A 12,752-nucleotide genomic window follows, 5' to 3' on the forward strand; every position below is an offset into this window, starting at 1 on the left:
GGCGGATGGTGGCAACAGCTTATGAGGCGCGCATTCTGCGGGCCGTCGATCATCTCTGGGCGAACCTAGATGCGCCCTTGGATTTGGACCGATTGGCGGAGGTCGCTTGCTTCTCGCCCTATCATTTCCACCGCCTCTATCGCGGGATCACCGGCGAGACGGTGGCGGAAACCGTGCGGCGGCTAAGGCTGCACCGGGCGGCGGGCGCGCTCTTGGCCTCCGAACGCCCGATTGCCGAGATTGCAGCGACGGCGGGATATGGCAGCCAAGCGGCGTTTACCCGCGCCTTTGCCGCCTCCTATGGGGCTGGGCCGGGCCTCTATCGTCAGTCGGCGGCTTCAGCTCATCAATTGGAGGAAAAAATGGTTCCGGTCGAAACTCTGTATCTACCGGCCTTACCGTGCCTCGCCTTAGCGCATGTTGGGCCAGAGCAGCACATCGATAAGGCCTTCGAAACGCTGGCGCTTCACGCCGCCCCGCGGGGGTTGATGACGGAGACGACGCGATTTTTCGCCGTCTATTACGATGATCCCACGCTGGTGCCCGCCGAAGCGTTGCGGTCGCACGCTTGCCTCACGGTGCCGCCCGATACAAGGGCCGAGCCGCCGCTGGAAAGGCTCACGGTCGGCGGTCGGCGCTATGCGGTGGCGCGCTTTATCGGCCCCTATGCCGAATTGGAGCGCGCCTATCACTGGCTCTATAGCACCTGGTTGCCGCAGCAGGGGGTCGAGCCGGGCGATGCGCCGTGTTTGGAGGAATATCTGAATGATCCCAAACAGGTGCCGCCTGCCGAGTTGGAAACCCTCATTTACATCCCCCTAGCCGAAGCGGGTCTTCAACCATGAGCCTGCCGCCTTACGAAGCGCGCATTCTGCGGGTCGTCGATCATCTCTGGGCCAATCTCGATGCGCCCTTGGATCTGGACCGGCTGGCGAAAATCGCTTGCTTCTCACCCTATCATTTTCACCGGCTCTATCGCGGGATCACCGGCGAGACGGTGGCGGAAACGGTGCGGCGATTGCGTTTGCACCGGGCGGCGGGGCAACTCGCGCAGTCCGACCAGCCGATTGCCGATATCGCCAACCGCGCCGGGTATGGCAGCCAAGCCGCCTTCACCCGCAGTTTTTCCGCCGATTACGGCACCCCGCCGGGGCTTTACCGCCTGAGAACAACCTCTCCCAATGCTATGGAGGATAAGATGCTACCCATTGATTTCGTAACCCTGACCGATCTGCCCTGTGTCGCCGTGGCCCATCGCGGCCCGTATATGGAGATCGGCAAAGCCTTCGAGCAGGTCTCGATCTACGCGGGCACGCGCGGGCTTATCGGGCCGGAAACACGCATGTTCGGGGTTTATTACGACGATCCCAATGCCGTGCCTGCCGCCGACTTGCGCTCGGAGGCCTGCCTTACCGTCCCGCCCGGCACCGACATCGCCGCGCCCGCCCACGCGCTCACCATCGCGGGCGGACGTTATGTGACGGCGCTGCACACCGGCCCCTATGCCGAACTCGAAAAAGCCTATCAGTGGCTGTTCGGCGCCTGGCTACCGACCAGCGGCCACGAGCCCGATGATCGGCCCAGCTTGGAAGAATATCTCAACGACCCCCGCACGCTACCGCCGACCGAGTGGCAGACGTTGATTTACATTCCGTTGAAGGGGTAAGCCGCTTACCGAACGGGCGGAACCGGCTGCCCCTTCACCGAAACCGCGACCTTAAACAGCGATCCCGCGAGGGGTTCGGCGGCTTGTTCGGCTTCCGTTAGCCCCTCGCAGGCGCTGGTGATATAGAGAGTTTGCAGGTCCGCGCCGCCGAAAGCCACCATCGTGCAGCGGCTCACCGGCAGGCGGATTTCTTCCAGAATATCGCCTGCGGGGCTGAAGCGCAGCACGCGACCCCCGGCGAATTGGGCGCTCCAGTAGCAACCTTCCGCATCCATCGCCGCGCCATCGGGCCGTCCGCCCTCAGGCGGAAGGGTGGCGAAGACCGTTCGCGCGCCGATCTGGCCGCTCGCCGGGTCCATCGGGTAGGTGTAGATCGCATGCGCGCGCGTGTCGGAATGATACATCCGGGTGCCATCGGGCGACCAGGCGAGGCCGTTGGAGACCATCACGTCGCTCGCGCGGGATTCAAGGCCCATTTCGGTCAGGCAATAAAGCTCCGCACTGCGTTCGGTGCGCGGCTCGTGCATCGTGCCGACCCAGAAACGGCCCTGCGGATCGGTTTTGCCGTCGTTGAAACGGTAGGTTTTTGGATCATAGGGGGCGGCGGCAATCGCGCTTTGCTCCCCTGTTGCGGGATCAAAACGAACTAAGCCCGAGCGCAAGGCCAGCAGCAGCGCCCCATCGGCCCGCACGGCGACACACCCAAGGGCTTCATTGAAATCCCATTGTGCAACCGCCCCCGTCGCTGGGGTGAGCTGAAACAGGCTTGGCCCATTAATATCCACCCACCACAGGCAGGCGCGCGCCGCATCCCACACCGGCGATTCCCCGGTTTTGCAGCGCTGTTGCACATTAAGTTCGACCGGCCCCACAAGTTTCGACATAATTTGCTCCTAAGAAAGCCCCGCCCGGAAGCCCTTCTAGCGGGTTTCATCCGCCTTGTCTCTTGACCGCTTTCCGGGGCCGTGGCACACCGCGCAACGCCTTTCCCCCTGCCAGAATCGGACGCCGATTTCCATGCTGCGCCGCCTTTACGATTGGGTTATCGCCAAAGCGGGCACGCCCCAGGCCACTTGGGCGCTCGCCCTGGTGTCGTTCGTCGAAAGCTCCTTCTTTCCCATTCCGCCCGATGTGATGCTGGTGCCCATGTGCCTCGCCAATCGGCGGCGGGCGCTGTTTTACGCGGCGGTCTGTACGCTGGCCTCGGTTGCGGGCGGGTTTCTGGGCTATGCCATCGGCTATTACCTGTGGGAAGCGATTGGCTCCTGGGTGATTCAGAGCTATGGGCTTGGCGCGAAATTCGACGAGTTCCAAAAAGCCTTCGCCGAGTATGGCTGGTGGATCATCGTTATTAAGGGCATGACGCCGATTCCCTATAAGCTGATTACGATTGCCTCGGGCGTCGCGCATTTCCCGCTGCTGGCCTTTGCGTTCGCCTCAATCCTGTCGCGGGCGATGCGGTTTTTTCTGATTGCCGGGCTGCTCTATTTCTTCGGCGAGCCGATCCGCGCCTTTATCGAGAAATATCTGACGCTGCTGACAAGTGTTTTCGCGGTGCTGTTAGTCGGCGGTTTTGTCGCGTTGCGGTATTTGTAGGGGCAATTGGCGGCTGAGTGAAAGACGCGGTCGGAGTGAGGGGGAAATTATGCCAAACAATTCACGTTTTTCGCCGCCGTCACGCTTGAAGCGCGCATTTGCGATACTGGGTATTGTTGCGTCAACAATATATGTTTTGGCTTTTTTTACCTGGCCCTTGCTAATTTTGCTATTTTTTGGGTCTTCAGCTTCTCTTGATGAGTCCGATTATTTGCCCCCCCTCCGAGGAGAAAGTGATCTCGAGTGATTTGCTGCTGAATCAATATTTGGAAAATATTAACCAAATCAGAACTGCGTTTCGTTTCAATGATGTGGACGCAAAACTTGTCTGTTCAGCCTCTCACCGTGTGTTTCCCGATCGGAAAGATATTGAGATACCTTGGAACATAAAAGATGCAATTGAGCGGCAATTTGTAAATTTTCTTCTTTTCTATGATGAAAACGATAAATTCCTCGTGGCACTCAAAGCGGAATACCGTGTTTGGCCGCCGAATGACGTTCATAAACTCGGAAATTGCACCGATTTGTTAATTGCAAAGCGCCTCCCCCCGAGTCCCCTCGTCGATTAGGACCTGCCCCCTAAACCTTGAGCGCCCCCGCCAGAAGGGCGACCAGCCCCGCCGGTTCCGGGGTTTTGGCGGCTTGTTCGGCGAAATCTGGTAAGGAGGCGGGGAGCATGCCCAGGGACGGCAGCGAGAGGCTCGGCTGCAGATAGTCCGGCAACAGCACCCCGAAAGCCGCCGCCACCGCTGCGGTTGCGCCGCCAAAGCTGGGAATCAGATTGACGGGCCGCCCCGCCCATCCTCCCCGCCGGGCAATTGGGTGGCCGATATCGTTGCGCATCGGGTCTTGTCCGTCGCATTCACCCCCGTTCAAGCCGATCGCGTCCGGCGGCTTTTGCTCGGTAGAGGGCTTCGTCGGCGCGGTTGAGTAGGAATTCCGCCATGTTTTCGGCATCGCCATAGTCGGCGACCCCAATAACACCGCCGCTAAAGCTGACCATGCGCGGGGCGGTGGCCCCAGCGATCTCCGGTAACAGCCCCCCGCACGCCCGCTTACAACTGGCGCGCGACGCATCCAACACCCCAATCGCCGCGTTAACATCTGCACCGGGGAGCAGAATGGCAAATTCCTCGCCGCCAATACGGCCAATATAATCTTCCCGGCGCAGCGAGGTTTGCAGGTGGTTGGCGAGCCGCTTTAGAACTCGGTCGCCCGTGAGATGACCGAAGGTATCGTTTATGGACTTAAAATGGTCCACATCGATAATGGCTAGGCTCAACGGTCGCTGCGTGCGCTGGGCGCTGGCAAGCGCCTGTTCGAGTTCGAGCAGGAAGGCGCGCCGGTTCGGCAAGCCCGTTAGATGGTCGCGGTGGACGAGATGATCCAACTCTTCCAATCGCGTTAGCACCGCATCAATGCGCCCGAGCAGTTCGTTTGCGCGGATGGGTTTGGATAAAAACCCGTCGGCCCCGCAGCGTAAGGCTTGGATTTGGGCCATCGAGTCGGTTTCGCCGGAGAGAAAGAGAATCGGTAAGGTCGTGAAGGTCGGGAACTGGCGGATAATCGCTGCCAATTCCGCGCCGGAAACCTGCGGTAGATTTAAATCGAGAATCAGCGCCGCCGGGCGGAAGCTAGCGAGGGCTTCCAACAGTTGCATGGGATCTTCCACATGTTTGACCTGATAGCCCTTTTGGCCGAGGTATCCCGAAACCAACCGCGCCATTGAAGCGTCATCCTCGACGATCATCAGCCGCCGTAAGGACCGTTCGGCGGTCCCGTGGCGGATGGCAACCCGCATCAGGCGGTCAACCTCGTCGATTTGATAGGGACGCGCAAGGAAGCCTAAGCCGCCCGCGCGCAAGGCCGCGATGCGGTCGGCGACGGTCTCGGACGCCGTGGTAAAGATCGTCGGCGGTTGCCCCGATGGAAGCGGCGCGCTCTCCGACCCAATCCGGGGGGGCAATTCTCGAAAAATGGCGATGGGCGGTTTTTCGGTTGCGGGCAGGGCGGACCCCGGATCGGGCAGCATGACGCACTGATACCCAATATCTTTCAGAACCCGGCGCAGCGCCTCGTCGGCGCCATAGATGCAGACGGTCGGGCGGGGCGGGTGTTCTTCCGCAGGGGCGCGATAGAGTTGGGATGCTGGCATAGCGGTAGGTCTCGGCTGTGATGCTGGATAGGCCGTTAGGACCAATTTTCATGCCAAGGTCGACAGCGGAAAATGCCGTTGGTTTTTTGCAATATGGGCGGCAACGCCCAGAAATTAGGTTGCAGACTGCAAATTCAAACGCAAAACGCGACGTCAAAATCAGAATTTGTCAGAAAAACCCTTGGCATAAGTTTTGAAATTAGAGCGGGCACCGACAGCGATACCCCGCGCTCACGGGAGCGCCGGATAGGAGGAAAAAATGATGACAACAGTCGCACACAGCCGTCGCCGCTATGGTGGTCCGGCGCGCGCTCCCCATCAACGCCATGATAAGCGCTATACCAATCCTGCACTCAAAGTTGTTGTATGCGGGACGGTTCACGTGGCTGTGGATTGGGGATTGGGGGGCTTTCGGTTGGCGCCGTTTCTCTCCCTGTTGCCGCTCGGCACCCAGCTCGATGGCGTCATTCTGGATCGAAATGACGATCCGATTGCAACCTTTGTGGTCGAGTTGGTTGGGCGCGGCGGAATCGATGAGCCCGCGCGGTTCCGGTTCCAGAGTTTGCCCGATGAAACTTTCGATGTGTTGCAGGCGATGATTCTCAGCACGCGATAGGGTTCACCTGAAGGAAGAGGCGGCGCTCAGCGCGCCGCCATTTCGTCCCACGCCTGCTTTTTTCGATAAATGGTGGAGGGGGCAACCTCCAGTAAGGCTGCCGCGCGGGGAATATTGCCGTCGCAAGCGGCGATAGCCCGCTCGATTGCGTCCTTCTCAATGCGCCAGAGCGGGCCGACGGCGATGGCGGTCGGCGCGGACGATAAAACGCCCGGATTGGAAGCGCCTGCGCTGGCGACGGGCGGGGCAATTGGCCGCGCGATCGTCAACCCTGGGGTGAGCGGCGGCGGGAGCATATCGAGGCCCACCTGCTGGCCATCGTTGAGAACAACGATGTTGCGAATGACATTTTGCAACTGTCGCACATTACCCGGCCAGGCGTAATTTTTAATAATCGCTTCTACTTCGGGTAAGAACCCCGAAAATTCCTTAGATTCTTCTTTAGAATATTGCAGCAGAAGCGCGCGGGCGATTTCGATCACGTCATCGTCGCGGTCGCGCAAGGGCGGCAAATGAATCGGAATAACGTGAAGACGGTAATAGAGATCTTCGCGGAAGCGCCCCTCCTCCACCTCGGTTTGCGGGTTCCGGTTGGTGGCGCAAAGAATGCGAATATCGACCTTTTCAACCTTGCTGCCGCCAACCCGGGTAAAACTGCCGGTTTGCAAGAAGCGAAGCAATTTGGTTTGCAGGTTAAGGTCCATCTCGCAGAGTTCATCGAGGAACAAGGTGCCCCCGTCGGCGCGGCTGGCGGCCCCATCCCGGTCTGCTGTTGCGCCGGTAAACGCGCCTTTGACGTGCCCGAAAACCTCCGATTCGATTAAGTCTTTGGGAATAGCCCCGCAGTTGATGGCAATGAAGGGCTTAGCGCGCCGTGGGCTGGCCCGGTGAATCGCTTCGGCGCAGACTTCCTTCCCCGTTCCCGATTCGCCCGTGATGAACACGGTTGCCTTGCTCGTGGCCGCATTTTCGATAATGCGGTAGACGGGCTGCATTGGCAGGGAGGAGCCGATGAAGCCGTGAAAACGGCTGCGCCCCATATCGTCACGGAAACTATTCACCAGCGTCCGTAAGCGGTGCTGCTCCAGCGCGTTGCGCACGGTGACAACGAGGCGCTCGGCTGAAAACGGCTTAACGATAAAATCCGCCGCCCCGGCCTGCATCGCCTCAACGGCGGTATTGATCGATCCATGCGCGGTAATGACGACGACGGCGGTCGGCAGCTCTTCTTGTTTGATCGCCCGTAAAATCTCGATTCCCGCCATATCCGGTAACTGCAAATCGAGAATCACGAGTTTCGGCAGATGGCCGCGCACATAATCCTGCGCTTCGCGGCCAAGGCTGAGATGGGTGGACGCAAATCCCGCTTTCCGCAGGAACTCGCGGTAGACATTCGCCAGCGACGGAACGTCTTCCACGAGCAAGATATCGGGGCGGTCAGTATCGTCCATGCGTTTACGGTTATCCCCCCTGCGCGCCGTTCCGGGTAGCATAAGCGCTTATTTGCGCAAGGGTAAAGCAGAGGGTTTTAACAAGACCCTAATGCCCGCGCCCCGTGACGACGACTAGCACCGTGCGCAGGATAATCATTGCGTCCATGGCCAGCCAGTGCCGGGCTTTTGTGAGGGATAGGGCGTAGGCGTGGTCGTACCCCACTTTGCAGCGCGTATCTTCCACGGTTTCATCATACCCTTGGTAGACTTGCGCCAATCCGGTAATGCCAGGGCGGACGCCGTAAACCCGCTCGGAAAAGAAGGGAATAGAGTTTTCAAGGCGAGGCACGATTCCGGGCCGTTCCGGGCGCGGGCCAATCAGCGACATATCGCCCTTCAGCACGTTCAAAAGCTGCGGAATTTCGTCAAGGCGGGTTTTGCGCATAAAGCGCCCGACGCGGGTGACGCGCGGATCGTTTTTCGTGGCCCAGACCGGCCCCGTTTTGGCTTCGGCATTCACCCCCATGCTGCGGAATTTAATCATGTAAAACAGCTTGGTTTGCCGCGCCGTGCTTTCGCCGACACGCAATTGCCGAAACAGGATCGGGCCGGGGCTATCGAGCCGGATGGCGAGGGCGACAAGCGGAAGGATAGGGGCGGTGAGGGCAAGGCCGACCAAGGCCCCCATCACATCCACGAACCGTTTACCATACCGCACACTGGCGGGCTGATGGCTGAGAACGGGCGGGGCCGTGGTGCGGTCCCAGTCGGCGGCGAGGGTTTCGAGCGTTAAATCGTCGGTCATGGGGAAAATTCCTAATCGGCAGAGGGAAGAGAGATGCGGCGCCAAGGGGCGCGATGGCGACCGAGCAGAAAGCGCGCGGCACCGATGGCCCCCGCGAGATGGCCGCGAACGAGATAATCGATCAGGGCCGAGGCGCGGCGGATGGGGGACGGGCACAGGCTTGCGCGTTTCAGGACCGGGGACAGGAGCCCTAAGGCATAGCCCGCAACCTGCATCGCAAAAATGCTGCCAAAGACCAGCGAGCCGTCGCGGGCCAGCAGCCCGGTGCCGATGAGCGCCCAGAGCATGGCAAGCGGCATTAGAGGGCGGGAGCCTTTTCCCGACAGAAAGAGAAAGGCCAAGATCGGGCGGCGCGGGTTCAGCAGTCCGGGTAGCCTTACGAGCTGTTGAAGATTTCCGGTTCCAATGCGAATACGGCGGCGGAAATCTTGCGGCTCGGAGGTGGGATCGAGTTCGAGTGCGGTAATCTCGGGGTCGTAAACACCCCGGCCACCGCGCGCAATTGCGCCCATTGCCAACAGAAAATCATCGTTGACGCTATCGGGGGGCAAGGGGCGCAAAGCGCTTTTTCGAACCGCAAAGCCCGCGCCATGCGCGCCAATTGGGGCGGCGAGCAGGGATTCGCGGAACAGCGTCGTCGTTTGCCGCTGCCACCAGCGGGCCTCGCCGGGGTTTTTGGGCGACAAGAGTTTGTAGCAACTGCTGACAAGGGCGCAGTTCGGATTGGAAAACCATCCGGCAATCCGCTGAAGCGCGTCGATCGAGAGCAGCGCCGAGGCATCGGAGAAGAGAATGATGCTGCCCGTCACCAAGGGAAATGCTTCGTTCAGAACGGCAACTTTTCCGCGATTTTCCGCAAAGCGGATCAGCCGGAAACTCACCCCCTTAAGGGCGTCGGTATCGGCGGCTCGGGCGGCTTGCGCGCTGGTATCGTCGGGCGAGCCATCATCCAGCACCAGAATTTCAAGCTTCTCGGGCGGATAGAGCAAGGCGGCGCAATTAGCGATCTTGGCCGCGATGAAGGCGCCTTCCCGATAGGCCGGAATGACGATGCTGATGCGCGGCAGGCTATCGGCGACGATGACCGGCGGTGTCTCGGCACTCTGCTTGCGGGTAAGGGCGCGCAGCAGAAGCGAATAACCCGCATGGTGATAGACAGTGGCTGCCAGCGCTGCGAGCGTCGAAACTTCGAGGACTGAGGTCATTGAATGGGTTCCCCGACGGCTAAACGCTCGTAGGCGCGTTGGGTGGTTTTCAGCGAATAGCGGGCCAGAACCTCCAGACGCCCGAGCGACCCCATCCCCGCCCAAGCCGCAGGGCCAAGGGCGAGAAGCTCCATCAATGCGAATTGAAGGGCATCGCTGTTTTCAGGGGGGATGAGAATGCCTGCCCCGGTTGCCAGGGCCGCGGGCACACCGCCGACCGAGGTGGCGATAATCGGCAGACCACAGGCTTGCGCTTCCAGCAGGGCCAAGGGCAGCCCTTCGGCGCGCGACGGAAGGCAGAAGACGTCGAGCGCCCGCAGAACTGCGGCGCTATCACTCACGAGTCCCAGAAAATGCACGCGGTGTGCGATGTTCAGCGCGCGCGCTTGGGCTTCGAGCGCCGGGCGCGCGCTGCCGTCCCCGGCCAGAATAAGATGGCAAGTTTCCGGCAAACCCGCCGTTGCGGCGATCAGCAGATCATGCCCCTTCACCGTTTCCAGGCGTCCGATACTGCCGATCATGATGGGCGCATTGGGCAGGCCAAGCCGCCGCCGCTGCACCAGTTTGCCCGCGATCCCGTCAACGGGGCGAAAATGCTCACTGTCCACGCCATTATAGAGAATCTGCGGGCGCGTTCCGACGTGATGGGCAATCGCATCGCCAATCGCGTCGGTCACGGCGAGCGGTGTGGGCGCGGCAAGGCCAAGGGCGGTGCGATAGACGCGCTGCGGGCGGCGCGCCTCAAGACTCCAACTATCGTGATCGACATGCAGCCGGTGGCGAATCCCCCGCATCCGCGCCGCGACCCCCCCATAAAGCAAAGGGCCAAGCCCGTGCGAACAGCAGGCGGTCGCCTCTAACTCCCGGAGGACGCGGGCGAGGCGCAAGAAGAGGCGCGGCTGAAAGCCGGGGCGCTTATCCAGCGCAATGATTTGCGGGCGAATCTCGGCCAAACGCGGCCAAGCGCCGACCAACTCCTCAACCGAGCCGTCAAGGCTGATGATCGTTCGCCGTAAGCCGTCGATCACGGGCGGTGCCGTGACCAAGGCCACGACCAGCGCTTCGATCCCCCCCGGCGCGAGACGCTGCACAACATGGACAAGGTGCGGATTGGCACTGGGAAGGTGAAAGGGCGGCATGGCGAAAATCCTGAAAAAACCAAGGCCGTCCCGAAACCGCAACCGGCATGCCAGGCCTTAAGGGGCTTTCGCGCGGGGTTTTTACGGTTTTGGATTGCGAAATGCGAACGGGCGCGGGGTCTGCGGTTGCAGCTTGCGATTTGCAAGCGGTTTGCGCCTCAAAATGGCCCAAATCGCGTCGGCATGGGCTTTGCGCTAGGGGGATCATCCATCCAACTGAGGAGATGACCCATGGCCCATACTTACTTTCTGAGCGGTTCTTTCGATGCCGAAGCCGCGACCGCGAAGCGCGCCGAACTCGAAGCCCTGTCGAATAGCGATACCGAAGTTCGGCTTGATCTGTCGGAAGTCGATTTTCTCGATAGCTCGGGCGTCGGTGCGATTGTCTTTCTCTATAAGCGTCTCTCGGCGCGCAAAATCGGCCTTACCCTTGTTGGGGCTGAGGGCCAGCCCGCGCGCCTTTTGGAGTTTTTGAGAGTGCCCCGGGTGATCCCGATGGTTGCAACCGATCTTCAACGCCAAGCGTGAGGCGATGATGTTTCGGCCCCTCACCTTCCTGCTCTCGGCTGCCGCGCTTCTGTCGGCCTGCGGCGGCCCGTCCTGGCCTAATCCGGGCCAGGGTGGCCATCTTGGCCAGTATCGCCCGCTGACCGAGACCACGCCCGCCCCCGCCCCCCTTGCAGAAGCCCGCGCCCGCGTGGCGCTCGTTCGGGCAGGCCCGGCCCCCACCTATGCGCCCGGCCGGTTGCGGGACATCGAAACGCTCTTGGCCCGCGCCGAGCGTGAAGCTCAAAGCGACCTGATCGATGGCATGGCCGCCACCTTAGGCCGTCTCAACCTTGCGCTGACCGCGCTCGACCAAAGCCTCTCCCCGTCCTTGGCTCTCGGAGACTAACCATGCGCCGCTTACTCCTTATCCTCACGCTCATCTTTTTCTCCTTCGGTACTTACGCGCAGGAAGAAGCTTTGCGGATCGGGGATATTCTAACCGTCTCGCTCCCCGGAGAAGCGGCGCTGAGTAAAGACTTCCAAATCGACCGCAAAGGCCGCGTGACGCTGCCGGAAGTCGGTGCGCTGGTGCTGTCGGGTAAAACCCCCGCCGAGGCGGAAAAGCTGGTGCGCGAGCGGCTCGGCAAAGCCTTCCGGGATTTGGATCGGCTGACGGTTGTCCTCAAGGAGCGGCGCTTGCTGGTCTCGGTGCTGGGTTATGTGAAAACCCCCGGCCCGGTGGAACTGCCCGGCGACGCCACCGTGCAAATGGCGATCAATACCGCCGGCGGCCTTAGCCAGGGCGCGCAGCTCGACCGCGTTCAAGTGCGGCGCGGCAAGCAAACCCTTAACTTCGATTATAAGAAATATCTCGATAGCGGCGATACCAGCCTGCTGCCGGACTTGCAGCCGCTCGATACGGTTTTCGTGCCCGCGTCGCCGCTCACAGGCAATGTGCAAATCGAGTTCGATGGGCGCACGCTGGCCGCGGCGGGCGACGGCGCGGAAGAGCGCACGGCGATCAAAGTATTCGGCGAGGTCAATACGCCCGCGATTTTCGCCTATAAGCCGGGGGTGACGGCCGTGGATATGCTGATGCGCGCAGGCGGCGTTACCCGCTATGCCGCCGTTGAGCAGATCCGCATTATCAACCAGGGCAAGCCGATTCTCTTCAATCTGCAAAACTACCTCGATACCGGCGATAAGGCGCAACTGCCCGATGTGCAGCCGGGGGCCACCCTGTTCGTGCCGAAGCAGATGGAAGAAATTCGCCGGGGGGCCTCCACCGTCTATGTGATGGGCGAAGTCGCAAAGCCAGGCGCGTTCGACGGTAAGCCCGGCGCAACCTTTATCGATGTTCTGGCCAATGCGGGCGGGCCGACGCGCTTTGCCGATACGCGCCAAATCCGCGTGCTGCGGGCCGATGGTAAGGTCGAGATGGTCGATCTGCCGCGCTACACGGAAAATCCCAATGCGGCCCCGCTGCCCCCGGTTCGCCCTGGCGATGCGATTTTCGTTCCCGAGAAAATGGATACCAATGAGCCCTCGTGGTTGAAAATCGCCCCCGGCCGTGCGGTTCAGGTGCTGGGCGCGGTCTATAAGCCGGGGCGGTTTGAATGGTCGGACGAAATGACCTTTTTCGATCTTA

The 12,752-nt window shown here is 60.9% G+C and carries 15 protein-coding genes; 8 read left to right on the forward strand and 7 right to left on the reverse strand.

The window, feature by feature from the left end; genetic code table 11:
• Positions 1 to 5 precede the first annotated feature (5 nt).
• Both ACIQ36_RS01080 and ACIQ36_RS01085 read left to right on the forward strand, forming a co-directional pair.
• Positions 6 to 845, forward strand: coding sequence for a GyrI-like domain-containing protein (locus ACIQ36_RS01080; protein ID WP_395824535.1), 840 nt, complete (start codon positions 6 to 8; stop codon positions 843 to 845).
• Positions 842 to 1,666: a GyrI-like domain-containing protein gene (locus tag ACIQ36_RS01085; RefSeq protein ID WP_395824537.1), complete on the forward strand. Its 825-nt coding sequence runs from the start codon at positions 842 to 844 to the stop codon at positions 1,664 to 1,666. Before ACIQ36_RS01080 ends, ACIQ36_RS01085 begins: the two co-directional genes overlap by 4 nt.
• 5 nt (positions 1,667 to 1,671) lie before the next feature.
• Here ACIQ36_RS01085 and ACIQ36_RS01090 read toward each other — a convergent pair whose 3' ends face one another.
• Positions 1,672 to 2,550 carry an SMP-30/gluconolactonase/LRE family protein gene (locus tag ACIQ36_RS01090; protein ID WP_395824541.1) on the reverse strand — a complete coding sequence of 293 codons (879 nt, stop codon included), beginning with the start codon at positions 2,548 to 2,550 and terminating at the stop codon, positions 1,672 to 1,674.
• 133 nt (positions 2,551 to 2,683) lie between these two features.
• Here ACIQ36_RS01090 and ACIQ36_RS01095 point away from each other — a divergent pair, with 133 nt between their 5' ends.
• On the forward strand, positions 2,684 to 3,262 hold the full coding sequence (locus tag ACIQ36_RS01095) for a YqaA family protein (protein WP_395824544.1): 579 nt from the start codon (positions 2,684 to 2,686) through the stop codon (positions 3,260 to 3,262).
• A gap of 233 nt (positions 3,263 to 3,495) precedes the next feature.
• Entirely contained in the window at positions 3,496 to 3,831 is a 336-nt protein-coding gene (locus tag ACIQ36_RS01100) for a hypothetical protein (RefSeq protein WP_395824547.1), read from the forward strand.
• A gap of 10 nt (positions 3,832 to 3,841) precedes the next feature.
• On the opposite strand, the gene ACIQ36_RS01105 is transcribed toward ACIQ36_RS01100, so the two are convergent.
• Complete coding sequence (locus ACIQ36_RS01105) at positions 3,842 to 4,105, reverse strand: hypothetical protein (RefSeq protein WP_395824550.1); 264 nt, start codon at positions 4,103 to 4,105, stop codon at positions 3,842 to 3,844.
• A 19-nt stretch (positions 4,106 to 4,124) separates the two neighbouring features.
• A complete protein-coding gene (locus tag ACIQ36_RS01110) occupies positions 4,125 to 5,417 on the reverse strand; it encodes a diguanylate cyclase (RefSeq protein WP_395824553.1) in 1,293 nt (430 codons plus the stop codon).
• A gap of 259 nt (positions 5,418 to 5,676) precedes the next feature.
• Between ACIQ36_RS01110 and ACIQ36_RS01115 the strand changes: the two genes are divergently transcribed.
• Positions 5,677 to 6,033 (forward strand): hypothetical protein, encoded by a 357-nt coding sequence (locus tag ACIQ36_RS01115; protein ID WP_395824556.1) that lies wholly within the window; start codon positions 5,677 to 5,679, stop codon positions 6,031 to 6,033.
• A gap of 26 nt (positions 6,034 to 6,059) precedes the next feature.
• Here the strand turns inward: ACIQ36_RS01115 and ACIQ36_RS01120 are convergent, their stop codons facing one another.
• The 4 genes from ACIQ36_RS01120 to ACIQ36_RS01135 form a co-directional block, all read right to left on the reverse strand.
• Complete coding sequence (locus ACIQ36_RS01120) at positions 6,060 to 7,484, reverse strand: sigma-54-dependent transcriptional regulator (protein ID WP_395824559.1); 1,425 nt, start codon at positions 7,482 to 7,484, stop codon at positions 6,060 to 6,062.
• A gap of 88 nt (positions 7,485 to 7,572) precedes the next feature.
• Positions 7,573 to 8,271, reverse strand: coding sequence for a sugar transferase (locus ACIQ36_RS01125; RefSeq protein ID WP_395824562.1), 699 nt, complete (start codon positions 8,269 to 8,271; stop codon positions 7,573 to 7,575).
• Positions 8,272 to 8,282: 11 nt separating this feature from the next.
• Complete coding sequence (locus tag ACIQ36_RS01130; protein ID WP_395824565.1) at positions 8,283 to 9,476, reverse strand: glycosyltransferase family 2 protein; 1,194 nt, start codon at positions 9,474 to 9,476, stop codon at positions 8,283 to 8,285.
• Positions 9,473 to 10,615, reverse strand: a complete 1,143-nt coding sequence (locus ACIQ36_RS01135; protein ID WP_395824568.1) for a glycosyltransferase — start codon at positions 10,613 to 10,615, stop codon at positions 9,473 to 9,475. The genes ACIQ36_RS01130 and ACIQ36_RS01135 overlap by 4 nt, the downstream gene beginning before the upstream one ends.
• Positions 10,616 to 10,846: 231 nt before the next feature.
• Here ACIQ36_RS01135 and ACIQ36_RS01140 point away from each other — a divergent pair, with 231 nt between their 5' ends.
• The 3 genes from ACIQ36_RS01140 to ACIQ36_RS01150 all read left to right on the forward strand — a co-directional run.
• The gene (locus tag ACIQ36_RS01140; RefSeq protein WP_395824571.1) at positions 10,847 to 11,143 is read left to right on the forward strand and encodes an STAS domain-containing protein; all 297 of its coding nucleotides are present in this window, start codon (positions 10,847 to 10,849) and stop codon (positions 11,141 to 11,143) included.
• Between the two features lie 4 nt (positions 11,144 to 11,147).
• Positions 11,148 to 11,510 (forward strand): hypothetical protein, encoded by a 363-nt coding sequence (locus ACIQ36_RS01145; protein WP_395824573.1) that lies wholly within the window; start codon positions 11,148 to 11,150, stop codon positions 11,508 to 11,510.
• A 2-nt stretch (positions 11,511 to 11,512) separates the two neighbouring features.
• Positions 11,513 to 12,752, forward strand: a 1,240-nt coding sequence (locus ACIQ36_RS01150) for a polysaccharide biosynthesis/export family protein (protein ID WP_395824576.1), incomplete at its 3' end; no start/stop codon positions are given.

Source organism: Elstera sp. (assembly GCF_044372965.1).
Classification (GTDB): domain Bacteria; phylum Pseudomonadota; class Alphaproteobacteria; order Elsterales; family Elsteraceae; genus Elstera.

What these genes read in the sequence shown, in the direction of transcription:
- ACIQ36_RS01135 (WP_395824568.1), bottom strand. Translation starts at nt 10,615, where the DNA reads ATGCCGCCCTTTCACCTTCCCAGTGCCAATCCGCACCTTGTCCATGTT.
- ACIQ36_RS01095 (WP_395824544.1), top strand. Translation starts at nt 2,684, where the DNA reads ATGCTGCGCCGCCTTTACGATTGGGTTATCGCCAAAGCGGGCACGCCC.
- ACIQ36_RS01085 (WP_395824537.1), top strand. Translation starts at nt 842, where the DNA reads ATGAGCCTGCCGCCTTACGAAGCGCGCATTCTGCGGGTCGTCGATCAT.
- ACIQ36_RS01140 (WP_395824571.1), top strand. Translation starts at nt 10,847, where the DNA reads ATGGCCCATACTTACTTTCTGAGCGGTTCTTTCGATGCCGAAGCCGCG.
- ACIQ36_RS01120 (WP_395824559.1), bottom strand. Translation starts at nt 7,484, where the DNA reads ATGGACGATACTGACCGCCCCGATATCTTGCTCGTGGAAGACGTTCCG.
- ACIQ36_RS01130 (WP_395824565.1), bottom strand. Translation starts at nt 9,476, where the DNA reads ATGACCTCAGTCCTCGAAGTTTCGACGCTCGCAGCGCTGGCAGCCACT.
- ACIQ36_RS01090 (WP_395824541.1), bottom strand. Translation starts at nt 2,550, where the DNA reads ATGTCGAAACTTGTGGGGCCGGTCGAACTTAATGTGCAACAGCGCTGC.
- ACIQ36_RS01080 (WP_395824535.1), top strand. Translation starts at nt 6, where the DNA reads ATGGTGGCAACAGCTTATGAGGCGCGCATTCTGCGGGCCGTCGATCAT.
- ACIQ36_RS01115 (WP_395824556.1), top strand. Translation starts at nt 5,677, where the DNA reads ATGATGACAACAGTCGCACACAGCCGTCGCCGCTATGGTGGTCCGGCG.
- ACIQ36_RS01145 (WP_395824573.1), top strand. Translation starts at nt 11,148, where the DNA reads ATGATGTTTCGGCCCCTCACCTTCCTGCTCTCGGCTGCCGCGCTTCTG.
- ACIQ36_RS01125 (WP_395824562.1), bottom strand. Translation starts at nt 8,271, where the DNA reads ATGACCGACGATTTAACGCTCGAAACCCTCGCCGCCGACTGGGACCGC.
- ACIQ36_RS01110 (WP_395824553.1), bottom strand. Translation starts at nt 5,417, where the DNA reads ATGCCAGCATCCCAACTCTATCGCGCCCCTGCGGAAGAACACCCGCCC.
- ACIQ36_RS01105 (WP_395824550.1), bottom strand. Translation starts at nt 4,105, where the DNA reads ATGCGCAACGATATCGGCCACCCAATTGCCCGGCGGGGAGGATGGGCG.